This is a genomic window from Enterovibrio qingdaonensis, assembly GCF_028683135.1.
In the GTDB taxonomy this organism is placed as follows: Bacteria; Pseudomonadota; Gammaproteobacteria; order Enterobacterales; family Vibrionaceae; genus Enterovibrio; species Enterovibrio qingdaonensis.
In genome coordinates this window covers 74,522-99,460 of record NZ_JAJUBB010000008.1, presented here as the reverse complement: position 1 = coordinate 99,460, position 24,939 = coordinate 74,522, and the positions used below count along the sequence as shown (strand labels likewise).

The window sequence follows — 24,939 nt, the reverse complement described above, 5'->3', positions numbered from 1 at the left end:
TTGTATCTCTTTGATAGCCTGAGAGAAGTCGCAGCACAATACTTGCCGGAGTCGCACTTAGAGGCACTCCGGCAAGCGTATTTGGTCGCGCGTGACGCCCACGAAGGGCAAACCCGCTCAAGCGGTGAACCTTACATTATCCACCCCATCGCCGTTGCCCGTATTCTTGCGGAAATGCGTCTTGACCACGAAACCTTGATGGCAGCCCTGCTGCACGACGTTATCGAAGACACTGACGTAACCAAAGAAGACCTCCAGCAGCGATTTGGCGATAACGTCGCCGATCTGGTCGATGGCGTGTCCAAACTCGATAAGCTTAAGTTCCGCGACCGCAAAGAAGCTCAGGCAGAAAACTTCCGCAAAATGATCATGGCCATGGCCCATGATATTCGCGTCATTCTGATCAAGCTCGCTGACCGTACGCACAACATGCGCACGCTCGGTGCTCTGCGTCCAGATAAACGCCGTCGTATCGCTCGCGAAACCCTTGAGATTTTCTCACCACTGGCGCACCGCCTCGGTATTCATAATATCAAAGTTGAACTTGAAGAGTTGGGCTTTGAGGCGTTGTATCCAACGCGCTATCGCGTGTTGAAAGAGGTCGTTATCCAAGCCCGCGGTAATCGCAAAGAAATGATCCAGAAATTCCATGCGGAAATTGAAGGTCGTCTTGAAGATGCCGGCATCAAAGCACGTGTGCTAGGTCGAGAAAAAAACTTGTACTCCATCTACAACAAGATGAAGAACAAGGAGCAGCGCTTTCATACCATCATGGACCTTTACGCTTTCCGTGTCATCGTCGATGACTTGGATACCTGCTACCGCGTACTGGGTCAAATGCACAATCTGTACAAACCACGTCCAGGTCGCATGAAAGACTACATCGCGGTACCAAAAGCTAATGGCTACCAGTCACTGCACACATCAATGATTGGTCCTCATGGTGTCCCTGTTGAAGTACAAATTCGTACTGAAGACATGGATCAAATGGCGGACAAAGGTGTTGCTGCACACTGGGCATACAAAGATGGTTCCGATCGGGCAAGTGGCGGTACCACTGCTCAAGTCCGTGCACAGCGTTGGATGCAGAGCTTGCTCGAACTTCAGCAAAGTGCCGGTAGTTCGTTTGAATTTATCGAAAGCGTTAAATCAGATTTGTTCCCCGATGAGCTGTTCGTCTTTACACCTAAAGGTCGTATTGTTGAACTGCCTGTTGGTGCAACGGCGGTAGACTTTGCCTACGCCGTGCATACCGATGTCGGTAACTCTTGTGTGGGCGCGCGCGTCAATCGCCAGTCTTACCCACTCAGTCAGGCCCTGAAAAATGGCCAGACGATTGAGATCATCACCGCACCGGGTGCACGTCCGAATGCCGCATGGCTGAACTATGTCGTTACATCACGCGCGCGGACCAAAATCCGTCAGGTTCTGAAAACCAAGCGTCGTGAAGAGTCTGTTATTTTAGGTCGACGTCTGCTCAATCACGCACTGGGTGCGATGAATGTTCAAGATGTCGAGAAAGAGAATCTGAACAAGGTTCTGCAAGATCTGAAATTGGCGACATTAGAAGACTTGCTTGCAGATATTGGTTCTGGCGAATTGATGAGCGTGGTGATTGCCAAGCGTTTACTGGGTGATGCCGACAGCTTAGAAGAGCAAGGCGGTTGCCTACCTATCCGCGGTGCGGAAGGTATTTTGCTGACCTATGCAAACTGCTGCCGACCGTTGCCAGGCGACCATATCGTTGCGCACGTCAGCCCGGGTAAAGGTCTGGTTATTCACCGTGAAGAATGTGCTAACGTTCGCGGCTACAGCCAAGAGCCAGACAAGTACATGTCTGTGGAGTGGGGTGATGATATCGATCAAGACTTCACCACTGGTCTTCGCGTGGACATGCTGAATCACCAAGGTGCACTGGCGGATTTGACCAATACGATTGCGGCAACGGGCTCCAATATATTGGGTCTAACCACAGAAGAGCGAGATGGGCGTCTTTACACCATCTACGTCAAGTTGACGACCAAGGACCGTGTCCATTTAGCCAATATCATGCGACGTATTCGCGTGATGCCAAATGTGGTTAAAGTCAGCCGTCAGAAAAATTGATTCTGTCGCTTAGGCAACAATGTTCAACGCCCGCTTTATTGCGGGCGTTTTCATACTGAAGAATCCAAGATTCAAGCACCGTCGAATAGCTTGGGTATTTAAACGAGAAAAAACACCATGACACCAGAACGTTTTGCACGCATTCACGAAGTGTTGGCGACCCGTCAACCGGACCTTACTGTGTGCATGGAAGAAGTCCATAAGCCAAACAACATTTCGGCCATCATACGTACTGCCGATGCTGTCGGTGTACATCAGGTACACGCGGTATGGCCCAAAAACAGCAAAATGCGCACCTTAGGCGGCACGTCAGCGGGCGCACGAAACTGGGTTGATGTCGTCACTCATGACAACACACCCGACGCCTTTACCATGTTAAAAGAAAAAGGCATGCAGATTCTTGTGACTAACCTGTCTGACACCGCCGTCGACTTTCGTGACATTGATTACACCAAACCCACCGCGATTGTTATGGGCCAAGAAAAAACGGGGATCAGCAAGCAAGCACTTGAATTGGCAGATCAAGACATCATCATTCCCATGTTAGGTATGGTACAGTCGCTGAATGTATCGGTTGCCAGTGCTTTAATTCTTTACGAAGCGCAACGTCAACGTCAAAACGCAGGCATGTATCAACGTACACGCACCCTGATCCCTCAAGATGAAGTAGGCCGCATCATCTTCGAGCGAGGTCACCCTGTTCTGGCGAAAGTGGCAAAACGTAAAGGCTTGCCTTACCCCGATTTGGATGATGAAGGCCAAATCGTGGCAGACGAAGCTTGGTGGGCAAAAATGCAGGCAGCTAAATAAGACTGTCGCCGTATTGATTTAGGAGAGATGAGAACGCCATGCGCGCTTCAATGTTAGACGCCGTTTCCGTCACGTCACTGACAGGTGTCGGTGGAAAAATGGCTGAGAAGCTAGAAAAACTGGGCCTGTTTACGGTCCAAGATTTATTGTTTCATCTCCCCTATCGCTACGAAGACCGAACCCGTATCTGGCCCATCATGAGCTTGATGCCGGGCCAACATGCAACGGTTGAAGGCGAAGTCGTCAGTAATAACACCACCTTTGGCCGCCGCCGTATGCTGACCGTGAAGATTACCGATGGCAACGGCTCGTTGACCCTGCGTTTTTTCAATTTCAATGCCGCAATGAAAAACAGCCTCGAACAAGGTAAGCGTGTTAAAGCCTATGGGGAAATCAAGCGTGGTCAGGGGGGATTGGAAATCATTCATCCCGAATACAAGGTGTTTTCCGAGCCTACCGAATTGGCATTAGAAGAAACCCTGACGCCCGTATACCCTACAACGGAAGGCTTGCGCCAACTGACACTTCGAAGTCTGACGGATCAAGCATTGGCACTCCTCGATGGCGCAGCCGTTCAGGAATTACTGCCCGACGGCTTGTATAACAAACAAATTACCCTGCGCGATGCGTTGAAAATTTTGCACCGCCCAACACCAGATATCTCTGTCACGCAGTTGGAAGCGGGTGAACACCCCGCGCAAAAGCGATTAATTCTCGAAGAGTTATTGGCGCAAAACCTGTCGATGCTCGCCGTGCGTAGCAAGCTACAGCAAGATCCCACCTATTCTTTGCCGCCATCCACTGACTTGAAGCCGAAGTTATTGGCATCTCTCCCCTTCAGTCCAACTGGGGCACAATCTCGCGTGGTCGCTGAAATCGAGCGCGACATGGGGTTAAGCAAGCCCATGATGCGATTGGTGCAGGGCGATGTAGGCTCAGGTAAAACCTTAGTGGCTGCGCTGTCAGCATTACAAGCCATCGAGCAGGGCTATCAAGTTGCCTTGATGGCACCGACCGAGCTTCTCGCAGAGCAGCATTCCATCAATTTTGCTAACTGGCTGGAACCTCTAGGGATTTCCGTCGGCTGGCTGGCGGGCAAGCTCACCGGAAAAGCCAAAGAAGCAGAGCTAGCCAAGATTGCCAGTGGCGAAGCCAAAATGGTGGTCGGCACCCACGCCCTGTTCCAAAAACACGTCGAATTCGACAAACTTGCCTTAGTCATCATTGATGAACAGCACCGTTTCGGTGTCCACCAGCGTTTAGAGCTTCGCGAAAAAGGCATGAAACAAGGTGTCCACCCGCATCAACTCATCATGACAGCGACACCGATCCCGCGTACCCTCGCCATGACGGCATACGCAGATTTAGATACCTCGATTATCGATGAACTTCCGCCCGGACGAACGCCTATTCAGACTGTTGCCGTGCCGGATACCCGCCGTATCGACATTATCAACCGCGTTCATGCCTCTTGCTTAGAAGAAGGCCGTCAGGCCTACTGGGTGTGTACATTGATTGATGAATCAGAAGTGCTGGAGGCGCAAGCCGCCGCAGAAACTGCGGATGATTTGTCCCGCGCCCTGCCCGACCTCAACATTGGCTTGGTGCATGGTCGAATGAAAGCAGCGGAAAAGCAGGCCGTGATGCAGGCATTCAAATCCGGCGAATTACACCTGCTTGTTGCTACTACAGTGATTGAGGTGGGGGTAGATGTTCCTAACGCCAGCCTGATGATCATCGAAAACCCGGAACGCTTGGGCCTTGCACAGCTTCACCAGCTTCGAGGACGAGTGGGACGAGGTTCAGTCGCGAGCCATTGTGTTTTGTTGTATCACGCGCCGCTGTCTAAAACCGCAACCCAGCGATTGGGCGTACTGCGTGAAAGCAGTGACGGTTTCGTGATTGCGCAGCGAGATTTGGAAATTCGCGGTCCAGGGGAATTACTGGGCACCAAGCAAACGGGCATGGCCGAATTTAAAATCGCCGATCTGGTGCGCGATCAGAAAATGATCCCTGAGGTGCAAAAATTGGCGTTGTACCTTCACCAAAGCTATCCCGAAAATGCCAAAGCCATTATTGAACGTTGGCTGGGCAACAAAGACAGATACAGCAACGCCTGATACCTCGACGTTGAGATATGCATCATCGCATGGTGCGTATCTCCGTTACTCTTCTTCTTCCCAGTATTGCATGACCAATGCCATCACTTCAGAGCGGCTATACCCTACCTCTTTCGCGTCGGTGATCAGCGTTTTCAGCTTGGACTCAACAAAACCAAATCGGTCTTCCATTCTGTCGTTGAGGCCTTCACGAGCAACAATCATCCCAATACCCCGTCGACGCTCAAGCCATCCCAACTTTTCCATGATTTGATAGCAACGAGAAATGGTCATAGGGTTGATATTCAGCTCTACCGCTAACTTTCTAACAGAAGTCAGCTTTTCGCCCGGCATCAAGGTGCCTGCAACTATCTGTCGTTGGATTTGTGTGATCAGTTGACGAAACTTGGGTGATGGGTCCTGCGGATCGATTACCACTTTCATGTTTTCATCCCTGCTGTATTGGAGCTTTATTACAGTATTAGCAGATGACTCACAAATGAGACAAAAATAGCGCGGGATTTTTTCTCAATTTTGATAGGCAGAAAAAAAGCAGACCAATGGCCTGCTTTTTCAGTGGGGTGAGTAATAAACCTAGTGGCGGCTATTACGCGGCGATTTTCTCTTCGTCGGTAAGACAATTTGCGCACGCAAACCACCTTCAGAGCGTTGCGTCAGTCGAAGCGCACCTTTGTGTTGTTCAACTATGCGCTTCACAATGGCAAGGCCCAACCCCGTACCTTCACTGCCACGTGCGGTATCACCGCGAGTGAAGGGCTGCAAGACTGTCTCGACCTGATCGGGAGCAATTCCCGGACCATTGTCCTCAACCGCAATCCATTGATGACGTCTGTCTGCCGTACTACCAGTGCTGATTTTCACCCAGCCACCACCATAGCGAACAGCATTCACGACTAAGTTCGTCACAGCGCGGCGGATCGCCACTTCATTGGCTTCAAGCTCGCCGATGAGCTCACCTTTACTGAGTTCTAACTCATGGCCCGTCGCACCATCAGCAACGGAGACATCATCCACTAACGCATTTAAATCAATCTGATCCATGTCCTGCAACTGAACTGATCGCAGATAATCCATGAATTGGTTGATGATTTCGTTACACTCTTCCGTGTCCTTAATCATGCTGTCAGCGAGATAGCTGTCTTCCGGAGACATCATCTCGGTCGCAAGGCGAATACGCGTTAGTGGTGTGCGCAAGTCGTGGCTGACCCCCGCCATCAGAAGTGCGCGGTCTTCTTCAAGCTTACGAATACCTTCACTCATCTGATTAAATGCTTTGGTCACGGCGCGGATATCAGAGGCTCCTCGCTCGGGTAACGGTGGCGGAAAAGTGCCCCGTCCCACATCCAATGCCGCTTTTTCCAATACCGCAAGTGGACGGTTCTGCATCTTAATAAACATCCAGCCGCCGCCAATCACCATGAGTGCAATCACCATGGAGTACAAAAATAGCGGTTGGAAATCATCCTGATGCAATTCCGACAGCGGAATGCGCATCACAAGCCCCGGAAAGGCTTTGCTTTCAAGCCAGAGAACGTAACTCTTGTCATCCAAACTGATACGCGCTTCAGTTGGCGCATTCAGCTTTTCTGTCATGTCTTCGCTGAGTAGGTCGATCGTGGCAGCTTGGTCAAACTCATGCATCACATCAGGCTCTGACGCCTCATGCAGTGTGACACCAAGCTTCGCCAACAATTGACGACGTAAGGCTTCATCAAGGTGGTACACCTTGCCATCACCCAGCGTGACGTTATCTTCCAAAATCACGGATATTTCATGTGCCAGTATCTTATTGAACTGTTTAATACTTGGCAGAAGGGCGTAATTGAGGATGGTCAGGTAGGAGAATATCTGGCTGGCGATAAGCAAGCCAGCCAGAACCACGAGTGTACGCGCGAAGTTACTTCGTGGGGAAAAGCGCATGAATTATGCTTCCCCGTCAGGAACGAACACATAACCCAGACCCCAAACGGTCTGAATATAACGCGGTTTACTCGGATCTTCTTCAATCATGCGGCGAAGTCGCGAAATTTGAACGTCAATTGAACGCTCCATCGCGGAATACTCACGGCCACGCGCCATGTTCATTAGCTTGTCGCGAGACATTGGCTCTCGCGCATTGGTCACCAGTGCTTTCAGTACCGCAAACTCGCCTGACGTCAGTGTCAGTGGCTCGTCGTTACGGAACATTTCGCGGGTACCCAGATTCAAACGGAACTGACCAAATTCAACGATTTTTTCTTCGCTTGATGGCGCACCAGGTGCTTCGATCGTTTGACGACGCAGCACTGCACGGATACGTGCTAGCAACTCACGAGGGTTAAACGGTTTTGGTAGGTAATCATCCGCACCCACTTCCAAACCCACAATACGGTCGATCTCGTCACCTTTGGCCGTCAGCATCAGAATTGGAAGCTGGTTATTTGCCTGACGTAAACGGCGGCAAATCGACAAGCCATCTTCACCCGGCAGCATCAAATCCAACACCATCAGGTGGAAATTTTCGCGTGCCAGCAAGCGGTCCATCTGCTCAGCATTCGCCACACTGCGAACCTGAAAACCTTGCTCAGACAAATAACGCTCCAGCAACGAGCGCAAACGCATATCATCATCAACAACCAGGATCTTGTAATTTTCTTGCATGACTAACCTTTCTCATCTGACGGCAGTTATATACCCAAACAACCTCACACCTGACATCGCCAAGTTGCTTGGGTATATCGTCGATTGTATAGCCTCACCATGCTATGAAACATCAGAGTTACCGTCTGCGCTACCAAAAACTGTTACGAGTTGTAACGGGTTCGCGTCCTCCGTTTTATACTCCTAGATGTGGTGATCAACAATCCATTTCATATACCGGGTTAACGTTGCCGTGTCTGTTCCCTTTAATCCGCGCGCCAAAGCGGTTATAACACGTGTCGAAAATGACATTCATCCTCGGAAAACGTAATGAAGAAAACCGACTTGGTCACCCGAGAAGGCTATAACAAACTCAAGCAAGAGCTCGACTACCTCTGGAAAGAGCGACGTCCTGAAATCACCAAGATTGTCTCTTGGGCTGCAAGTCTGGGCGACCGCTCCGAGAATGCCGATTACACATACAATAAACGCTTGTTGAGAGAAATCGACCGCCGAGTGCGCTACTTGCGAAAGCGTCTCGAAATTCTTCGTGTCGTCGACTACAACCCACAACAAGATGGCAAGGTGTTCTTTGGGGCCTGGGTGGATATTGAAAACGAAGACGGCGACACCCTCACATTCCGCATCGTCGGGCCAGACGAAATCTACGGCCGCAAAGATTACATCTCTATTGATAGCCCAATGGCTCGCGCCCTGATTAAAAAAGAAGTGGATGACGAAGCCGTGGTGAACACACCGGAAGGGCCAAAGGTCTGGTACATCAATACCATCACCTATCAACAAGACGAACTTTAACACCGCGCCGTCTAAGGCGAGGTGTCACGTAAAGGAACATCATGACTAATTCTATCTATCAACAAATCGCGACCGAGTTGAATGTCCGCGAAGCGCAAGTCACTTCTGCAGTAAATTTGCTCGATGACGGCAATACCGTCCCTTTTATCGCGCGTTACCGTAAAGAGGTCACCAACGGCCTCGACGACACCCAACTGCGTAATCTGGAATCGCGTTTAGGCTATCTGCGTGAGTTAGAAGACCGCCGTCAGGTGATCCTGAAGTCCATCGATGAGCAAGGCAAACTGACCGATTTGCTGAAAAAAGACATCCTTGATGCAGACAGCAAAAACCGTCTCGAAGATTTATACCTGCCCTACAAACCTAAGCGTCGCACTAAAGGTCAAATTGCTATCGAAGCAGGCATTGCGCCATTGGCGGCACTTCTTTGGGAGCAGCCGGATCATGAGCCAGAAAACGAAGCCGAAAAATACCTAAACGTCGACGCAGGCTTTGCTGACATTAAGGCTGTTTTGGACGGTGCACGTGCGATTTTGATGGAGCAATTTGCAGAAGACGCTGCACTGTTGGATAAAATCCGTCGTCACCTCAACCAACAAGCACAAATCCAATCCCGTGTTGTGTCTGGTAAAGAAAACGAAGGGGCGAAATTTAAAGACTACTTTGAACATGATGAATTGCTGAGCAAAGTACCGTCTCACCGCGCACTGGCTATGTTCCGTGGCCGCAACGAAGGCATATTGCAGCTGTCACTGAACGCCGATCCTGGTCAGGAAGAAGGTGTTACGGGCTCCTACTGCGAAACAATCATTACCAACCATTACGGCATCTCTTTGGGTTCTGCAGCAGCAGATAAGTGGCGTAAGCAAGTTGTCAGCTTTGCATGGCGTATCAAAATCTTGATGCACATGGAAACCGAGTTGATGGGCAATTTGCGTGAAATCGCCGAGACCGACGCAATCAAAGTGTTTGCGGACAACCTGAAAGACTTACTGATGGCAGCCCCTGCTGGCCCGCGTTGCACCTTGGGTATCGACCCGGGTTTACGTACGGGCTGTAAGGTCGCGGTAGTCGACAACACGGGTAAGCTGCTGGATACCGCCACCATCTACCCAACGCCACCACAGAACAAGATTGCAGAGTCGGCGCGCGTGGTGATGGCACTGGTGAAAAAGCACGGCGTGGATTTGATTGCGATTGGCAACGGCACCGCTTCGCGCGAAACTGATGCGTTTGTCGCGGGCATGCTTAAAGACGCGGGTGAAAAAATTCAAACCGTCATGGTGAGTGAGGCCGGTGCATCCGTTTACTCAGCGTCTGAGCTCGCTGCTGCTGAGTTTCCAGGGCTAGACGTGTCACTGCGTGGCGCGGTGTCTATCGCGCGTCGCCTGCAAGATCCGCTGGCAGAGTTGGTGAAAATCGATCCGAAATCTATCGGTGTGGGTCAGTACCAGCACGACGTTAGCCAAAGCCAACTCGCAAAACGTCTGGATGCCGTGGTCGAAGACTGTGTAAACGCCGTCGGCGTTGACGTTAACAGTGCTTCAGCGGCTCTGCTGACCCGTGTTGCAGGCCTTTCAACCACCATGGCCGCCAACATTGTGGCATTCCGTGATGAGAATGGTCGATTTGGAGACCGCAAAACCTTGCTTAAGGTGCCACGCCTTGGCCCTAAAGCCTTTGAACAATGTGCGGGATTCCTGCGCGTGATGAATGGCAAGAACCCACTAGATGGCTCATCTGTTCACCCAGAAGCCTACCCTGTCGTTAAGCGTATTGCCGAACAATCTGGCAAGGGTGTCGATGCAATGATTGGCAACCACGACTTCCTGCGCGGTTTGAAAGCGGCAGATTATGCCGACGATACCTTTGGTATCCCAACGGTGACGGACATTCTTTCTGAGCTTGCCAAGCCAGGTCGCGACCCTCGCCCTGAATTTAAGACTGCGACCTTTGCAGAAGGCGTCAACGAAGTGAAAGACCTGATACCAGGCATGGTGCTGGAAGGCTCAATCACCAACGTGACCGCATTCGGTGCGTTTGTTGATATTGGCGTTCACCAAGATGGTTTGGTGCACATATCAGCACTTTCCGACAAATTCATCTCTGACCCACGCGAAGTGGTGAAGGCTGGTGACGTGGTGAAAGTCAAAGTGATGGAAGTGGACTTACAGCGCAAGCGTATCGCACTATCAATGCGCCTTACCGATGAGCCTGGAGCAGACAATAAACCGACTCGTGAGTCTCGCCCTGCTCGCAATCAAGAACGCAGCTTTTCTGGCAAGGACAAAGGTAGTCGCGACAATCGCGGTGGAAACCAATCAGCCTTTGGCGGTGCATTTGCGGACGCGTTTGCCAAAGCAAAGCGAAACTAATTGCTAAACCCAAACTCACTGCCAAACCAAAAACAGCACCAAATGGTGCTGTTTTTCTTTTTGACTTGCTCGTGTCAAATGACGATAAGCACTTCTGACGGCACGTTCGCGGCAGACGATTGCTGGTATCGCATCGCGACAACTGCGCCCGTTCGCTGAGACTCTTTCAGCTCATCAATCTTGTCCAGAATCTCTTTCGGCAGCTTTATCTTCATCGCATAGCCATTTTCGTCTTGTGGCACATACGAGTTGCTGGAAAGCATGGCAGATAGCTGGCTCAGTGTTTCATGCGCGGCAAACTGTCCACCTGAAAATTCATTTTGGTTTTGAGTGATGTCAGCATAGTTAGGATGTTCAGAAGGATCCCACGAAGGGTTCTTGAGTTGCTTCTCTTCCTGCGCGACAGGCCGCTCCTCTGCACTGGCTCCAGGCTGCTTCGGAGGGACAATTTTTTCGCGCACGCGATTTTCCCGCGCGACCTGTTCGGTAGGCGGGTTAACTGATGGTACGACAGCGGGTATGCTGACGTTTGCGGGCGAAATATTCATGCCAATGTTCTCCCAACATCGACCGAAGGCCTTGCCGCCTGCGAGCATATCGCGGGATTACCCCGCGTATGCACGTGCTGTATCTCTACAGCGAAATTTGTTAGGTACTACGTTTAGACCAAGACTGCGATTAGACCCCCAATGGTGCCCAAAGCTGACAATACCTGACCTGCTGAATACGCAGCATCATCGTTGCTTTTCACTTCTTCAGGGTGGTCCATGCCCAGTGCCCCGTAAGTGAAAGATTCAACGCCAGACGAAGTTTTTCCTTCGGCTTCCGTTGCTTTATTCACAGCCTTACCTTCAGACACATCCTTGGCGACTTGCTCGTAAGACTGCTTTGCACCCTCTGCCACTTCCTTTGCCTGATTCGCCTTTGCCTCCTGATTCACAGAGGCCGGCTTAGCATAAGTGTGCTGAGAATACCCAACGTTACCTATATTCATTATGGTCTCTCCTGTTGCCATAGCAAGTGAGATGAATAAAGTATCGGCCAACATTGTTTAAAATTTAGCCCTATTTCACTTTATTTAACCACTTCGTCACGTCAGGATGGCAAACACTGTCCGCAGAAAGCCAAGAGTTCCTGCGTAAAGTGTTGAGGATCCGAGATAAACGGGGCATGAGATGCATTGGCAAAGATTTGCCGCTGCGACCGAGGCACCAAAATATCCAATTCTTGCGCCACTTTCACAGGTACTAAGCCATCAAGCCGACCGTACATTCTCAGCCAAGGCATTGAAATTTCACGCAACCGAGGCCTCAAGTCAGCATCAGCAAGGATATTAAGACCGGCCTGAAGCACTTCAGGTTGAGGAGACGGGTGAGAGAGGACCGCCTCTTTCAACCACTTAATATCTTGCCTTGCTGTTGGGCTTCCCATCGCTTGAAGTGCCATGAAACGCTCGACTGTAGCACTAAAATCTTCAGCCAACTGTTTCGTAAACGCTTCCAATACCTCGGGTTTTATCCCTCGCCATCCATGTTCTGCCGCAAAGCGTGGAGAGCTGGAAACTGTCACCAAGCCTGTTACTCGCTCAGGAGCCATTAGGGCTGCTTGCGTTGCAACTAAGCCACCCAGTGACCATCCGACCCAAATCGCGCTTTGCGGTAGATCTTTAAGCAAAGTGCGTGCCATTTGCTCTAACGAAAGATCATCGGTCGGCTGGCTATACCCGTATCCGGGAAGATCGACGCAATGTACTCGGAAGTGCTCAGTGAGACCTGGCAGGAGGTTTTTCCATACCGCGCTGTTCATCCCCCATCCGTGGATGAGAATCAGATCGTAGCCTTGGCCTTCCGTGTGCCAGTAGAGAGGTGTCGTCATTTAAACTGCCTGAAAATATTGAAGAATGTCACTGTCCCTATGTTTCGCTCTATCTTACGCGCCCTGCCATTGCGGTGTCAGCTTTGCCATCACAGGTTGGAGGAGCACAGAACATCTTGGTGTGAAGCTTGTCATAGCACATTGCCTCAAAGCCCAAGATGTTTGCGGTGCGGGCTACCTGCACCCTATGAGATAGAATTATGTGGACGCTGCTTAACAACGCCACCAAAGTGGGACTCGCTCACGTGCATCGGAAGCTACACCTTCCCTTACACAACCCTATTGCACCGCTTTAAATATCAACGACAGTACTGGCTTGCCGATGAGTTAGCCTCGTTGATCGCGACACGAATCGATGAGCCCGCGTCAGTCATTACACCCATTCCAATGCATTGGCGTCGCCGCATGTGGCGCGGATACAACCATAGCCAGGTGTTAGCGCGCTCACTTGCTAAGCAACTTAACGTTGATTGTGAGCCCAATCTCCTAAAACGCGTACGTGCGACTCGTCAACAAAAGGGTTTAGATAGACAATCTCGTCTCACTAATCTCGACAATGCGTTTACCGTGTCAGGCACACTTCCTAAACGTCTTGCGCTGGTCGATGATGTCGTCACAACAGGAGCAACCCTTTCGCAGGTTTGTGATTTACTGAGAAGTAATGGTGTAAAGCATATCGATATTTACTGTGTATGCCGCACGCCACCTCCTCAAGCGGGACGCAAAAATTAACCGCACCGCTTCAGGGGTGATAGCGGAACAAAACAAGCGTACAATATAAACAAGTACTGGATCATTCAGGTAAGAAGCCGTGTCTCAAATTACTATTACAGAAAATGCACAAAGCCATTTCGCTAAGCTGCTGGAACAGCAGCCAGAAGGCACCAACATCCGAGTTTTTGTCGTAAACCCTGGTACTCAAAATGCAGAGTGTGGCGTGTCCTACTGCCCACAAGATGCCATTGAGGCAACCGATACTGAAATCACCTTCGCCGGTTTTTCAGCGTATATCGATGAGCTAAGCCTGCCTTTCTTGGAAGACGCTGAGATTGATTTTGTCACGGATAAAATGGGCTCTCAGTTAACCCTGAAAGCACCAAACGCAAAAATGCGTAAAGTGTCTGATGACGCTCCATTGATGGAACGCGTAGAGTACGTTATCCAAACGCAGGTTAACCCACAGTTGGCTGGCCACGGTGGTCACATCAGCTTGGTTGAAATCACCGAAGACGGCGTGGCTGTGATTCAGTTTGGCGGCGGTTGTAATGGTTGTTCAATGGTTGATGTTACGTTGAAAGATGGCATCGAAAAGCAGCTGCTAGAAGAGTTCAGCGGCGAATTGAATGGCGTGCGCGACATGACTGAGCACGCGCACGGCGACCACTCTTACTACTAATCGTAAGCGTCTGTCGAACAAGAAAAGGCACCCGTGGGTGCCTTTTTCGTATCAAGCGTGCGCAGCTAAAAAGGTATTTCGACGCCATTGATACGTAAACAACAGGGCCAGTGTTAGTCCTCTTAAGGCCATAAATCCAAGCATCGCTGCCCACAACGCATGGTTACCATAGCCACTCAATAACCACCAAATTGAAAAAAATCCGCCCATCGACATAAACATGGTATTGCGCATTTCCCTGCCTCGTGTGGCTCCGATAAACACGCCATCTAACAAGAAACACCACATTGAAACCAGCGGCATCGCCACTAACCATGGGAGGTAGATAAATGCTTGCTCTCTAACTGCCGGAATATCCGATATGAGCCCGACAATGCCTTGCCCGCCCAGTAAAAATCCCAAGGTGATAAGCAGGGAAATCACAAAGCTCCATAGCGTTGTTGCGGCAAGTGACGTGAGCAGTTCTTCCCGATTCTTCGCGCCAACGGCTTTGCCAACCATTGCCTCCATGGCGTACGCGAAACCATCCATCGCAAAGGACACCAGCATCAGAAAGTTCATCAACACCGCATTGGCGGCAACAACATCATCACCCAGTGTCGCACCTTGAAAGGTCATAAAGGTAAACGCTAACTGAAGGCAAAGGCTTCGCAGGAAAATATCGCGATTCAGCTTGAGAAGACGTCCCATACCGGAAGATGCCTTTTTCCACTGCGCAAGCGGTGACGGCAGAGACGATGCTTTCCAAGTCCCTGCGACAAAATACAGCCCAAGAACCATACCCGTGTAATCCGCAATCACACTTGCCGCGGCCGCACCTTCTACTTTCCAGCCAAACCCAACTACAAACAGCAGATCAAGCACGATATTGACCGCATTGACCACAATCACCAATGTCATTGGTTTTCTGGCGTTTTGTGCGCCCAGTAACCAACCCATGATAACCAAATTAGTCAGGGCAGCAGGTGCACTCCAAATACGAACGGAAAAGTATTGTTCCGCGTAGTATTTCACTTGTTCACTGGCATCACTTACGCTAAATACTGCGTCTGCAATGAAAGGATGTAATACCACGATTACCAGCGCGAGTAGCCAAGCCAGTGATAAGCCCTGAAGGAATACATTTGCCAAGCCGGTTTTGTTTTCTGCCCCCCACGCCTGTGCCGTCAGGCCTGTCGTTGCCATTCTCAGGAAGCCAAGCAACCAAAAGGTAACCGCGATCATGGTACTGCCTACGGCAACACCGCCTAAATACCATGCATGTTCAAGGTGACCGATGACTGCCGCATCCACCAGCCCAAGTAAAGGCACGGTGATATTGGACAGAACCATAGGAAACGCGAGAGAGAACACCCGAAGATGCAGTGCTTTTTGTTGAAGAGCCGGGAGCATAATCCGTTAATTCGACGAGGGACAAGTGGGCGAAGTGTATCAGAAAGTGAGCGAGAGAAAGACGGTATCGCTCCCTGACTCAGCCTCCAATGTAAAGCCATTTTTCATCAATACCCTTATGGATGCCGCATTTGCCTGCTCGGCCCCACCCGCCAGCGACGAAACACATCCCGACGCGCGGCACCATGCGACTACCCCTTCGATAATTTCACTGGCAAACCCGTTACCCTGATGCTCTTCCGACACAACATAGCCAATGCGCAATGCCATTTTCTCAGGCGTATCATTAATGGCATACAGCAAGACAAAGCCCACTAACTCTTTCGTCCCTTTCAAGGAAACAGACACAAACGTGGCCTCAGATAGGATTTCCGACAGCCAATGCGCAGCAGATACAGGGTCAACCACCGCTGACATATCGGGTGGCAGATGCTGTTTAACTGACGGGCTCAGAATATTGGCAATACGACGTGAGACGTCATCGGTAATATCACTGGAAGAACCAAACGCCACGGCATCTAGCCGTGGCGTGGAAAATTGAAGACGAGAAAGCGGCATCTCACTACTCAGGCTGTATGTGATGTCCTTATGCTAACGCATTCCATGCATGGTCGGCCAACAGCACGACAAACAAGCCGAAGATATGCCAGATGGAGTATTTAAAGGTTTGCCAAGCCAGACCTTTTTTATCGGCAAACTTTAGGCACCACGCATACCAAGCAAAACCAAGGTTTAACGCTAGGCTACCAAAGAGATATATCAGTCCACTCATCCCGGAGAGCCATGGCAAAAAGCCCACGACGACAAGCAGCAAGGTATACAGCAAAATCATGGTTTTGGTGAAATCGATACCATGCGTCACAGGCAACATAGGCACACCCGCTTTGGCATAGTCTTTCTCGCGGTGAATAGCGAGAGCCCAAAAGTGTGGCGGTGTCCACGTGAAGATAAGCACGACCAACAAAAGCGCATGCGGGTCAAGTTGTCCGGTCACAGCAACCCACCCCAATAACGGCGGCATTGCACCAGCAAGACCACCAATCACGATGTTTTGTGGGGTAGCGTGCTTGAGCCATACCGTGTAGACCAGTGCATAGCCAATCAGGCTGGCAAATGTTAGCCAAGCGACAAGGGCATTGAGCATCCAGAGTAATGCAAACCCAGCAACCATCAGTACCACACCAAAGGTAAGTGCCTGAGCGGTACCAACCCTTCCTTTGGCAACAGGTCGATGAATGGTGCGCTGCATCTGTCTATCAATACGCTGATCAATCACATGATTAAACACGGCGGCGGCCGCACTTTGCATACCAATCCCGAGCAAACCCAGTATCACCGCTTTTGCCGGTGGTAACACGGGCACAGCCAGACACATTCCCACCATCGCTGTCAGCAGCAACATAGCAACAACTTTTGGTTTGGTCAGTTCGAGGTAGTCTCGCCATTGCGGTGTGTCTGTTGTGGTATCTCTTACCAGCGTTTGTGTTAGTTTAGCCATGACTTAACCTCCCTGTATCCCCTGAAGGCACCTGCTTAACGGACACGGATGCAGGCGAAAATATCTGTACGGTGGTTTTCACCATCACAAGCAATAAAAGCAGGCCGCAAAGGTTGTGTGCGACGGCGACGGAAAGCGGTAAATAGGCGACGACATTGGTCACGCCCAACGTAATTTGCAGAGCCAACGCTGCGGTCAACATAAAAGACGTACGAGAGCCCAGAGGTGTTCGAACGGACCACGCCAACGCGAGAACAAGCAAAGTAACCAACATGGCACCAATGCGATGTGTCGCATGGATGGTGACGCGCTGATCGAAGTTAAGCACGCCATATTGATAGGTTTCATTTGCCGGGCTAATGGGGTGGAAAGCGTCAGCGTCGTACTTGCTTATCCAGTCTGCTTCACACACCGGCAATTCGGTACAGACGACAGCGGCATAGTTGGCTGATGTCCATCCACCCAAAGCAATTTGAAGCACAACGGCAACGAATGCCCCTACGGCTAACACCTTCACTTTTCCCGATACCTCTCGTTTCTCAGCCTGAGCGGATACTGTCGCCGTGCTCAGCCTGCGTCTTTCGGTCAACGCGAGAAGAAACAGTAAAGTCACCGTGGTAAACCCGCCGAGAAGGTGCCCCATGACCACAATGGGCATCAAATTCATGGTCACTGTCCACATGCCAAGCGCGGCCTGAAATGTCACTACAGCTAAAAGGATGGACGGTAATAGGCGGTTTCGTGACGGACTACGCCATGCTAAAAAGGCAATCGCCGCAATCACCAACCCTAAGGTGCCTGCTACATAGCGATGGATCATTTCATTCCATGCTTTTTGAATTTCCACAGGGGCATCAGGAAAAGCTAACGAGGCTTGCTCAATGTGTTCTGCGGATTGAGGCACCGTCAGAAAGCCATAGCACCCTGGCCAGTCTGGACAGCCAAGTCCCGCTTCGGTCAAGCGAGTAAACGCCCCAAGTGCAACCACCACGATTGCCAGTAATAGCGCGCCGTAAATCAGGGCAAGGTAGCGTTTTTCTTTATCCATATTCACCCCACCTTCGAGAGCTTCATGAGCTTACGCAGATCTTTCAAAAGCCCTTTGCTTTGACTAATTTGCGCATCTTTGCTGTGAGGAATGGGGTACGCCAATATGAGGTTATTCAGAGGGTCGACAAGATAAATGGCTTCGCCAGCGTGAGGCAATGCCGACAATGTTTGCAACTGGGCAGCGTCGATTGTCTGCTCAGTCACTTCAGGCTGGGCAGGCTCATCATCCGCCCTGTTTTCAGGCACGAGCAAAATACTGGCTACGCGTTCACGCTCTCGTCCCACAGCAACCGGAATTTGATTGAGCTGAAAAAGCGCACTTTCACATTGTTCATCACAGTTATCCGGCAAGGTATAAATCAGCCGCCACTGCCCTTGATGCTGAAGCCATTCCGTTTGTGTTTGTCCGGACAACAACTCGCCACTGTTAGTCACGCCTTTATTATACCAGCCCATTTCCAGCACCAACTTGGCTGCTAAAACCGGCAGCAAAAAGGCGATGGTCACAAATAGCACTGCTTTCTTCCCTGTCATAAATGCCCCTTTCTCCACCAAACCAAAAATCCAATCACCACAACAAGGGCTAATCCAAACCATTGTGCAGCATAGGCATAGTGCTTTTCGGGTAACATCACCACCGGATTCCAAACGGGGATGACGCCAACATCTACCTGGCTTCCTTGTGTATCTTCAAGGCCTGCTGAACGCACTATCCATGGCGACAAGGCTTGTCCTGTTTTTTCCGATAACGCATCAATGTCCACAGACTGAATGCGAAGCGGCCACCTAACGTCGGTGTTTTCCTGTTTTAATACCACCCTGTCAGAAGGTGTATCCAACACCCCTTTGACAAGCAACGTGTTACCAATTGATGGCAGCACTGGCAGTTCATCGCGTCGTGCAGGAGCGGCTATCCATCCTAATTCCACCAGTATCCATTGACCTTGATGATGAAATGGCACTATCCAACGGTAACCGACTTGTCCATTTAGGGTTTGATTATCAAGCAGGATGCTTTTTTCATCATCAAACTGCCCTATTATCGCAACGCCAAACCCTTTTAAGTCCACATTGCGCGCATCCACGTCGGTTAGTACCGTTTGTTGCCGAATATCGAGCTGGGCTAAAAGCTGGGCTTTTTCGTCAGCCCGTGACATCTGCCATGAACCTAACTTGACCAGCAGCGCAGTCATCGCCAAAGTAAAGACAAGGAAACCAATTCTTCTGATTCGGCGTACTTTGGAAGAAGACAAATTATCCACGTTCTGATCATCATTTTGGTCAACAGGAGGCAATATGCTGCTCAAAGGGATCCTTGTATGCTTGCTGATATTTATCGTTTTTAATCTGTTTCGCGCGTTGCCCATTTTGGTCAAAGGCCAGTCCGATGTACCTTTGTCTCGCTACCTCGGTAGACGTGTTCTTTTCTCTGTGATTGCTTTCGTAATCTTACTCATTGCATTGGCGACCGGGGTTATCGAACCCAACAGCCGCCCTTACTGAGGAGTATCTTAAGCTATAAGATGTAAACGAACACAAACAAGCACAGCCATACCACATCTACAAAGTGCCAGTACCAAGCACCTGCCTGAAATGCGAAATGGCTGTCAGGCGTCATGTGCCCTCGCAATACGCGCAGCAAAATAATGAACAAAATGATCGACCCCAAGAACACATGCATGCCGTGGAAGCCCGTCAATAAAAAGAAGGTATTGCCGTAAATGCCAGAGTCCAGCCTGAGGTTCAACTCTTGGTACGCGTGCACATATTCTTCAACCTGAAGACCGAGGAATATCCAACCCAACAAGACAGTTGCGCCCAAGAACACTTTGAGTTTCTGGCGGTTGCCTTCTTCCATTGCCACATGCGCGATGTGAAGAGTGATAGATGATGTCAAAAGAATGATGGTATTGATAAGGGGCAATCCCCACGCCCCCATCGCAGTGGTTTCAACACCACCCGGCGTTTTCTCCAACGGCCAAGTCGGAATAAAGTCCGGCCACAGCACTTCTGCCGTCATGGCGTTGTTACTATCACCACCAAGCCAAGGCACTGCAATCATTCGTGCATAAAACAGCGCGCCAAAAAATGCGGCAAAGAACATCACTTCAGAAAAGATAAACCAGCTCATACCTTGCCTGAAGGAGCGATCCATTTGTGAAGAGTACATGCCACCCATCGACTCTCGAATCACATCACGAAACCAGCCCGTCAGCATAAAGAGTAAGATGCCAATCCCGGCCAGCAGCATCCAAGGGCCATTGCCACCAAATAGACCCGCGACGGTCGACCCAGCCCCCATAGCGATAAAGAACAGAGCCACAGCACCTACGATCGGCCATATGCTCTGGGCTGGCACGTAGTAGCTTTCATAATCCTGTTGGGCATCTGTGTTGGTATGCGTTGTTGTCATGATGACCTCACTGCAGTTATTGAGTCACAGGCTCAGGTTTGACACTGAACAAGGTGTACGCCAGCGTCAGAGTGTTGATGTCGTCTGGTAATTCAGGGTCAACGTAAAATACCAAAGGCAATTCCGCATCTTTCCCTGCGTCCAGTGGTTGTCGATTAAAGCAAAAGCACTCAATTTTATTGAGATACTGCGCGGCAAGCCCTGGACTAACCGATGGCACGGCCTGACCAATAGAGTTGACCGCTGTGTTGTTTGTCGCACGATACGCAATCGTGTGTGTCTCACCGGGGTGGACAGAAATGCGTTTTATTTCTGGCACAAAATCCCAGCCTAGGCCGGGATTAATGTAAGACACAAACTCGACCGTCACGGTACGAGAGAAGTCGACTTGCTCACTTTGCTCCGCCGCGACATCACTGGTTTTACCGTTAATGCCTGTGATATCGCAGAACACGTCATAGAGTGGAACGAGGGCGAAAGCGAAACCAAACATCAGCACCGCCATTCCTGCTAGTTTGGCTGCGGAGCGACTCGAACGTTGTGATTGTTGCTCGTGACTTTCACCCATGGCCTACCTCAATCGATTTTTGGTGGCGTAGAAAAGGTGTGGTAAGGCGCGGGAGACGGTACTGTCCACTCCAGACCTTCCGCACCATCCCAAGGTTTCGCAGGTGCAGGGTCGCCACCACGTGCGCATTTCACCACCAGCACCAAGAAGATGAGCTGAGAGAAACCAAACAAGAACGCACCAACACTGACGATCGCATTGATGTCAGCAAATTGCAGCGCGTAGTCTGGAATACGGCGAGGCATACCTGCCAAGCCAAGGAAATGCATAGGGAAGAACAAGATGTTGACCGAAATCAGTGAGCACCAGAAATGCCAGTTCGCCAGCTTCTGGTTGTACATGTGACCCGTCCATTTAGGCAGCCAATAATAGGCTGCCGCCATGATGGAGAAAATCGCTCCCGACACCAACACATAGTGGAAATGCGCCACCACAAAGTAGGTATCATGGTATTGGAAGTCCACCGGCGTGATTGCCAGCATCAGCCCAGAGAAACCCCCGATCGTAAACAGGACAATAAAGGCCAACGCAAACAGCATCGGCGTTTCGAATGTCATCGAGCCTCGCCACATCGTGGCTACCCAGTTAAATACCTTCACCCCAGTCGGCACCGAGATAAGCATGGTGCAATACATGAAAAAGAGTTCAGCAAACACAGGCATGCCCGTAGTGAACATATGGTGTGCCCAAACGACAAAGCTCAAACCAGCGATGGAGGCTGTGGCGTATACCATGGAGGCATAACCAAACAGAGGTTTACGTGCAAACGCAGGAATAATCGCGGATACAATGCCGAAGCTCGGCAAAATCATGATGTACACCTCTGGGTGACCAAAGAACCAGAAAATGTGTTGGAACATCACAGGGTCGCCACCACCCGCCGCATCAAAGAAAGAGGTACCAAAGTATTTGTCCGTCAATACCATGGTGACCGCCCCAGCGAGCACTGGCATTACAGCAATCAGCAAGAAGGCGGTAATAAACCATGTCCACACAAACAGGGGCATCTTCATGTACGTCATGCCCGGCGCGCGCAGGTTCATGATGGTAACGATAACGTTTATCGCCCCCATGATGGAGCTGATACCCATAATGTGCACAGCAAAGACAAACAGAGCAGTACTGTCAGGTGAATACGTGGTTGAAAGCGGCGCGTAGAAGGTCCAACCAAAATTAGGCCCGCCCCCTTCCATAAATAGCGACATCAGCAGCATGAAGAAGGCAAACGGCAGAATCCAAAAGCTCCAGTTGTTCATGCGAGGCAATGCCATATCAGGCGCACCAATCATCATGGGTACCATCCAGTTGGCCAGCCCGGTAAAGGCCGGCATGACAGCACCAAATACCATGATCAACCCATGCACCGTCGTCATCTGGTTGAAGAAGTTTGGATCAACAAGTTGCAGCCCCGGCTGGAATAGCTCAGCACGAATGATCAGTGCCATCGCGCCACCCACCAAGAACATGGTGAAGCTGAAGACCAGATACATGGTACCAATGTCTTTATGGTTGGTTGTTAACAGCCAACGCATCAACCCTCGGGGTTTATGATCATGGTCGTGGTCGTCGTGACCTACCTGATCTGGCGTCATATCTGTCATTGCCATCTCTCCTTAAAGATCATCGCCGTTAAGCACTGCATTGATTTGGGAAGCCTGAATCGTGTCTCCGGTATCGTTCCCCCACGCATTACGCTCATACGTAATAACCGCAGCCAACTCTTTCAGGCCCAACTGTGCGCCAAACGCCTGCATTGCGGTGCCTTGTTTGCCGTGAATAACAATATTGAGGTGTTCGAGCACCTTCTCGGGGTCAGCCGAAATACCTTGCTGCGCAAGTGCAGGGAACACACCGGGTAAACCCAACCCATTGACCTGATGACATGCTGCACAACGCGAGTTATACACTTCCTCACCCAGCGTCATCAGCTCTTCCATGTCCATGTTCATTGCCAGAAGTTTTTGCTCTTCTTCACGAACCTGTGCTTGCTCAGAGGCAGTTTTTTGAACCCAAGCTTCAAACTCATCAACCGGTTTGGCAATAACCACAATCGGCATAAAGCCATGGTCTTTTCCGCAAAGCTCTGCACATTGCCCACGATAGATTCCCGGTTTGTCGATACGCGTCCACGCTTCATTAATAAAGCCAGGGTTAGCATCTTTCTTCACTGCAAAATCGGGAACCCACCAAGAGTGAATCACGTCTTCCGAGGTAATAAGGAAACGCACTTTCTGGCCGATCGGCACGACTAAAGGTCTATCGACTTCGAGCAAATAGGTTTCACGTTTCTTCGCATCACCATCGATTTGTGCAGCGGATGTCGCCAGCAAAGAGAAAAACTCAACGTCGTGGTCGAAATAGCGGTAATGCCATTTCCACTGAGAGCCAGTGACCTGAATGGTAAGTTCCGAGTCGGTCGGATCCTCCATTTCTAGCAGCACCTGAGTGGCAGGGACCGCCATGCTGATGAGGATTAAGAAAGGTATAAGCGTCCAGAGGATTTCCACTTTGGTACTTTCGTGGAAATTTGCAGCAACGGCGCCTTTCGATTTGCGATGGTGGATAATGGCCCAAAACATAGCACCAAACACCACAACGCCAATGGCGACGCAGATCCAAAGGATGGTCATGTGAAGGTCATAAACCTTGGCACTTATTTCCGTGACACCCGGCGTTAAATTAAACGCGGACGCTTCGCTTGACGCCTGAGCGGCAAACGAAGACATGGAAAGTAGTGCGAGCGTGGATAGAAGTTGGCGATTCTTCACCGGATCCCTCCTCAAAATCTCTACGCTATGCAGTGAGCCAGTAGCTGCAGAAAATATTCAGAAACAGCGATTAACACTTTGTTTACAAATAAAGCTAGGCAAAGAATGGTAAAAGAACAAAAAATGAACCGCAAAATGCACTAAAACATGAACCCATCCACGAATTTACGAGATAAAGACAACTGTTTCAGGATGTGAGATTTTGATGAATTTAGCTGATGCAAAAATCTTTTTCTGCCCGCGCTAAGCCTTGTAAAAGAAAGGCAAACATGGTGACTTTATCGCTTAATACAGAAAGAAATGTGAAACGAAAAGAATGTATAGGTAGGCGTCTATCAGGGCTTGAGGCACATAAAATACCCCAAAAAAAAGATAACGTTCAGCTTTTTCACTGAAGTCATCTTTTTTTGGAGTTTGATGAATGGATGTAACGTATTACATCCAGTCAGTGTTTCTGATCACACCCACTGCAATACCCTCAATGGTGAGGTGCTGTTGCGTCAGGTCGACAACAATCGGTGAAAATTCTTCATTTTCTGCATGCAGTAGAACTTGATTCCCGTTTCGCTCAAGACGCTTAACGGTCACATCATCTTCTACACGCGCGACAACCACTTGCCCATTGCGCACATCCTGAGTTTTATGCACGGCCAGCAAATCGCCATCCATGATACCAATGTCTTTCATACTCATCCCATTCACTCGCAGCAGGAAATCCGCATGCGGTTTAAACAGTGACGGGTCGACTTGGTAATGGGTTTCAACGTGTTCCTGCGCCAGAATAGGCTCACCTGCGGCCACACGACCGATCAATGGCAAACCTACGTCGTCGTTCGCAGCTTCCGTGTCAATTAACAGACGGATACCACGCGACGCGCCAGGTACGATTTCAAGCACGCCTTTACGCGCCAACGCTTTTAGGTGTTCTTCCGCAGCATTCGCAGAGCGGAAACCCAGTTCTTTCGCGATCTCAGCACGCGTTGGCGGCATACCGGTGTCGTCGATTTTTGCTTTGATAAGATCAAAGACTTGCTGTTGTCTCGCGGTTAACGGCTTCATAATCAGACCTGTCTTTTTATACAGTTAACTGTGAGTATATCCAGTGTTTAACCACTTGAAAAGGCACAGATCGA

The 24,939-nt window shown here is 50.2% G+C and carries 25 protein-coding genes; 8 read left to right on the top strand and 17 right to left on the bottom strand.

Annotated features, from left to right (window positions below; genetic code table 11):
* From spoT to recG, 3 genes are all read left to right on the top strand, one after another.
* The gene (gene spoT, locus LRP49_RS12730) at positions 1 to 2,106 is read left to right on the top strand and encodes a bifunctional GTP diphosphokinase/guanosine-3',5'-bis pyrophosphate 3'-pyrophosphohydrolase (RefSeq protein ID WP_274142617.1); all 2,106 of its coding nucleotides are present in this window, start codon (positions 1 to 3) and stop codon (positions 2,104 to 2,106) included.
* Between the two features lie 117 nt (positions 2,107 to 2,223).
* Positions 2,224 to 2,916, top strand: a complete 693-nt coding sequence (gene trmH, locus LRP49_RS12725; protein WP_274142615.1) for a tRNA (guanosine(18)-2'-O)-methyltransferase TrmH — start codon at positions 2,224 to 2,226, stop codon at positions 2,914 to 2,916.
* A gap of 38 nt (positions 2,917 to 2,954) precedes the next feature.
* Positions 2,955 to 5,036 (top strand): ATP-dependent DNA helicase RecG, encoded by a 2,082-nt coding sequence (gene recG, locus LRP49_RS12720; protein ID WP_274142614.1) that lies wholly within the window; start codon positions 2,955 to 2,957, stop codon positions 5,034 to 5,036.
* Between the two features lie 45 nt (positions 5,037 to 5,081).
* Here the strand turns inward: recG and LRP49_RS12715 are convergent, their stop codons facing one another.
* The 3 genes from LRP49_RS12715 to ompR all read right to left on the bottom strand — a co-directional run bounded on the left by LRP49_RS12715 (position 5,082) and on the right by ompR (position 7,676).
* Positions 5,082 to 5,459: a GntR family transcriptional regulator gene (locus LRP49_RS12715; RefSeq protein WP_274142613.1), complete on the bottom strand. Its 378-nt coding sequence runs from the start codon at positions 5,457 to 5,459 to the stop codon at positions 5,082 to 5,084.
* Positions 5,460 to 5,609: 150 nt separating this feature from the next.
* On the bottom strand, positions 5,610 to 6,956 hold the full coding sequence (gene envZ / locus LRP49_RS12710; RefSeq protein ID WP_274142612.1) for a two-component system sensor histidine kinase EnvZ: 1,347 nt from the start codon (positions 6,954 to 6,956) through the stop codon (positions 5,610 to 5,612).
* Positions 6,957 to 6,959: 3 nt separating this feature from the next.
* A complete protein-coding gene (gene ompR / locus LRP49_RS12705) occupies positions 6,960 to 7,676 on the bottom strand; it encodes an osmolarity response regulator transcription factor OmpR (RefSeq protein WP_274142611.1) in 717 nt (238 codons plus the stop codon).
* A 309-nt stretch (positions 7,677 to 7,985) separates the two neighbouring features.
* Between ompR and greB the strand changes: the two genes are divergently transcribed.
* Entirely contained in the window at positions 7,986 to 8,471 is a 486-nt protein-coding gene (greB, locus tag LRP49_RS12700; RefSeq protein WP_274142610.1) for a transcription elongation factor GreB, read from the top strand.
* A gap of 41 nt (positions 8,472 to 8,512) precedes the next feature.
* Positions 8,513 to 10,846, top strand: a complete 2,334-nt coding sequence (locus tag LRP49_RS12695; RefSeq protein WP_274142609.1) for a Tex family protein — start codon at positions 8,513 to 8,515, stop codon at positions 10,844 to 10,846.
* Positions 10,847 to 10,920: 74 nt separating this feature from the next.
* Here the strand turns inward: LRP49_RS12695 and LRP49_RS12690 are convergent, their stop codons facing one another.
* The 3 genes from LRP49_RS12690 to bioH all read right to left on the bottom strand — a co-directional run bounded on the left by LRP49_RS12690 (position 10,921) and on the right by bioH (position 12,721).
* Complete coding sequence (locus LRP49_RS12690; RefSeq protein ID WP_274142608.1) at positions 10,921 to 11,394, bottom strand: ATP-dependent Lon protease; 474 nt, start codon at positions 11,392 to 11,394, stop codon at positions 10,921 to 10,923.
* Between the two features lie 113 nt (positions 11,395 to 11,507).
* Entirely contained in the window at positions 11,508 to 11,840 is a 333-nt protein-coding gene (locus LRP49_RS12685; protein ID WP_274142607.1) for a hypothetical protein, read from the bottom strand.
* A gap of 101 nt (positions 11,841 to 11,941) precedes the next feature.
* On the bottom strand, positions 11,942 to 12,721 hold the full coding sequence (gene bioH, locus LRP49_RS12680; RefSeq protein WP_274142605.1) for a pimeloyl-ACP methyl ester esterase BioH: 780 nt from the start codon (positions 12,719 to 12,721) through the stop codon (positions 11,942 to 11,944).
* A 39-nt stretch (positions 12,722 to 12,760) separates the two neighbouring features.
* On the opposite strand from bioH, the gene LRP49_RS12675 reads away from it, so the two are divergent.
* The gene (locus LRP49_RS12675; protein ID WP_274142604.1) at positions 12,761 to 13,453 is read left to right on the top strand and encodes a ComF family protein; all 693 of its coding nucleotides are present in this window, start codon (positions 12,761 to 12,763) and stop codon (positions 13,451 to 13,453) included.
* A gap of 79 nt (positions 13,454 to 13,532) precedes the next feature.
* Positions 13,533 to 14,117 (top strand): Fe-S biogenesis protein NfuA, encoded by a 585-nt coding sequence (gene nfuA / locus LRP49_RS12670; protein ID WP_274142603.1) that lies wholly within the window; start codon positions 13,533 to 13,535, stop codon positions 14,115 to 14,117.
* A 51-nt stretch (positions 14,118 to 14,168) separates the two neighbouring features.
* On the opposite strand, the gene dinF is transcribed toward nfuA, so the two are convergent.
* From dinF to LRP49_RS12640, 6 genes are read right to left on the bottom strand one after another with little or no spacing between them, the layout of a single operon-like run.
* Positions 14,169 to 15,509 (bottom strand): MATE family efflux transporter DinF, encoded by a 1,341-nt coding sequence (gene dinF / locus LRP49_RS12665; RefSeq protein WP_274142602.1) that lies wholly within the window; start codon positions 15,507 to 15,509, stop codon positions 14,169 to 14,171.
* A gap of 39 nt (positions 15,510 to 15,548) precedes the next feature.
* Complete coding sequence (locus LRP49_RS12660; protein ID WP_274142600.1) at positions 15,549 to 16,067, bottom strand: GNAT family N-acetyltransferase; 519 nt, start codon at positions 16,065 to 16,067, stop codon at positions 15,549 to 15,551.
* Between the two features lie 28 nt (positions 16,068 to 16,095).
* Complete coding sequence (gene cyoE / locus LRP49_RS12655; protein ID WP_274142599.1) at positions 16,096 to 17,007, bottom strand: heme o synthase; 912 nt, start codon at positions 17,005 to 17,007, stop codon at positions 16,096 to 16,098.
* Positions 17,000 to 18,055 carry a COX15/CtaA family protein gene (locus tag LRP49_RS12650; protein WP_274142597.1) on the bottom strand — a complete coding sequence of 352 codons (1,056 nt, stop codon included), beginning with the start codon at positions 18,053 to 18,055 and terminating at the stop codon, positions 17,000 to 17,002. The genes cyoE and LRP49_RS12650 overlap by 8 nt, the downstream gene beginning before the upstream one ends.
* Positions 18,056 to 18,057: 2 nt before the next feature.
* Positions 18,058 to 18,591 (bottom strand): hypothetical protein, encoded by a 534-nt coding sequence (locus LRP49_RS12645; RefSeq protein WP_274142596.1) that lies wholly within the window; start codon positions 18,589 to 18,591, stop codon positions 18,058 to 18,060.
* Positions 18,588 to 19,364: an SURF1 family protein gene (locus tag LRP49_RS12640; protein WP_274142595.1), complete on the bottom strand. Its 777-nt coding sequence runs from the start codon at positions 19,362 to 19,364 to the stop codon at positions 18,588 to 18,590. Before LRP49_RS12640 ends, LRP49_RS12645 begins: the two co-directional genes overlap by 4 nt.
* Here LRP49_RS12640 and LRP49_RS12635 point away from each other — a divergent pair.
* A complete protein-coding gene (locus tag LRP49_RS12635; protein WP_274142594.1) occupies positions 19,354 to 19,560 on the top strand; it encodes a DUF2909 domain-containing protein in 207 nt (68 codons plus the stop codon). The two genes, LRP49_RS12640 and LRP49_RS12635, sit on opposite strands and share 11 nt — an antisense overlap.
* A 13-nt stretch (positions 19,561 to 19,573) precedes the next feature.
* Here the strand turns inward: LRP49_RS12635 and LRP49_RS12630 are convergent, their stop codons facing one another.
* From LRP49_RS12630 to lexA, 5 genes are all read right to left on the bottom strand, one after another.
* Positions 19,574 to 20,470, bottom strand: a complete 897-nt coding sequence (locus LRP49_RS12630) for a cytochrome c oxidase subunit 3 (protein WP_274142592.1) — start codon at positions 20,468 to 20,470, stop codon at positions 19,574 to 19,576.
* A gap of 16 nt (positions 20,471 to 20,486) precedes the next feature.
* On the bottom strand, positions 20,487 to 21,038 hold the full coding sequence (locus LRP49_RS12625) for a cytochrome c oxidase assembly protein (RefSeq protein WP_274142591.1): 552 nt from the start codon (positions 21,036 to 21,038) through the stop codon (positions 20,487 to 20,489).
* Positions 21,039 to 21,046: 8 nt separating this feature from the next.
* On the bottom strand, positions 21,047 to 22,639 hold the full coding sequence (gene ctaD / locus LRP49_RS12620; RefSeq protein WP_274142590.1) for a cytochrome c oxidase subunit I: 1,593 nt from the start codon (positions 22,637 to 22,639) through the stop codon (positions 21,047 to 21,049).
* A gap of 12 nt (positions 22,640 to 22,651) precedes the next feature.
* Positions 22,652 to 23,806, bottom strand: coding sequence for a cytochrome c oxidase subunit II (gene coxB, locus LRP49_RS12615; RefSeq protein WP_274142589.1), 1,155 nt, complete (start codon positions 23,804 to 23,806; stop codon positions 22,652 to 22,654).
* 435 nt (positions 23,807 to 24,241) lie between these two features.
* A complete protein-coding gene (gene lexA / locus LRP49_RS12610) occupies positions 24,242 to 24,865 on the bottom strand; it encodes a transcriptional repressor LexA (protein WP_274142587.1) in 624 nt (207 codons plus the stop codon).
* Positions 24,866 to 24,939: the final 74 nt, after the last annotated feature.

Coding starts and splice junctions, on each gene's coding strand:
- LRP49_RS12645 (WP_274142596.1), bottom strand. CDS start 18,591: ATGACAGGGAAGAAAGCAGTGCTATTTGTGACCATCGCCTTTTTGCTG.
- bioH (WP_274142605.1), bottom strand. CDS start 12,721: ATGACGACACCTCTCTACTGGCACACGGAAGGCCAAGGCTACGATCTG.
- LRP49_RS12660 (WP_274142600.1), bottom strand. CDS start 16,067: ATGCCGCTTTCTCGTCTTCAATTTTCCACGCCACGGCTAGATGCCGTG.
- ompR (WP_274142611.1), bottom strand. CDS start 7,676: ATGCAAGAAAATTACAAGATCCTGGTTGTTGATGATGATATGCGTTTG.
- trmH (WP_274142615.1), top strand. CDS start 2,224: ATGACACCAGAACGTTTTGCACGCATTCACGAAGTGTTGGCGACCCGT.
- greB (WP_274142610.1), top strand. CDS start 7,986: ATGAAGAAAACCGACTTGGTCACCCGAGAAGGCTATAACAAACTCAAG.
- recG (WP_274142614.1), top strand. CDS start 2,955: ATGCGCGCTTCAATGTTAGACGCCGTTTCCGTCACGTCACTGACAGGT.
- LRP49_RS12690 (WP_274142608.1), bottom strand. CDS start 11,394: ATGAATATTTCGCCCGCAAACGTCAGCATACCCGCTGTCGTACCATCA.
- LRP49_RS12630 (WP_274142592.1), bottom strand. CDS start 20,470: ATGACAACAACGCATACCAACACAGATGCCCAACAGGATTATGAAAGC.
- LRP49_RS12675 (WP_274142604.1), top strand. CDS start 12,761: ATGTTTCGCTCTATCTTACGCGCCCTGCCATTGCGGTGTCAGCTTTGC.
- LRP49_RS12650 (WP_274142597.1), bottom strand. CDS start 18,055: ATGGATAAAGAAAAACGCTACCTTGCCCTGATTTACGGCGCGCTATTA.
- envZ (WP_274142612.1), bottom strand. CDS start 6,956: ATGCGCTTTTCCCCACGAAGTAACTTCGCGCGTACACTCGTGGTTCTG.
- dinF (WP_274142602.1), bottom strand. CDS start 15,509: ATGCTCCCGGCTCTTCAACAAAAAGCACTGCATCTTCGGGTGTTCTCT.
- LRP49_RS12685 (WP_274142607.1), bottom strand. CDS start 11,840: ATGAATATAGGTAACGTTGGGTATTCTCAGCACACTTATGCTAAGCCG.
- LRP49_RS12715 (WP_274142613.1), bottom strand. CDS start 5,459: ATGAAAGTGGTAATCGATCCGCAGGACCCATCACCCAAGTTTCGTCAA.
- ctaD (WP_274142590.1), bottom strand. CDS start 22,639: ATGACAGATATGACGCCAGATCAGGTAGGTCACGACGACCACGACCAT.
- LRP49_RS12635 (WP_274142594.1), top strand. CDS start 19,354: ATGCTGCTCAAAGGGATCCTTGTATGCTTGCTGATATTTATCGTTTTT.
- cyoE (WP_274142599.1), bottom strand. CDS start 17,007: ATGGCTAAACTAACACAAACGCTGGTAAGAGATACCACAACAGACACA.
- LRP49_RS12625 (WP_274142591.1), bottom strand. CDS start 21,038: ATGGGTGAAAGTCACGAGCAACAATCACAACGTTCGAGTCGCTCCGCA.
- LRP49_RS12695 (WP_274142609.1), top strand. CDS start 8,513: ATGACTAATTCTATCTATCAACAAATCGCGACCGAGTTGAATGTCCGC.
- lexA (WP_274142587.1), bottom strand. CDS start 24,865: ATGAAGCCGTTAACCGCGAGACAACAGCAAGTCTTTGATCTTATCAAA.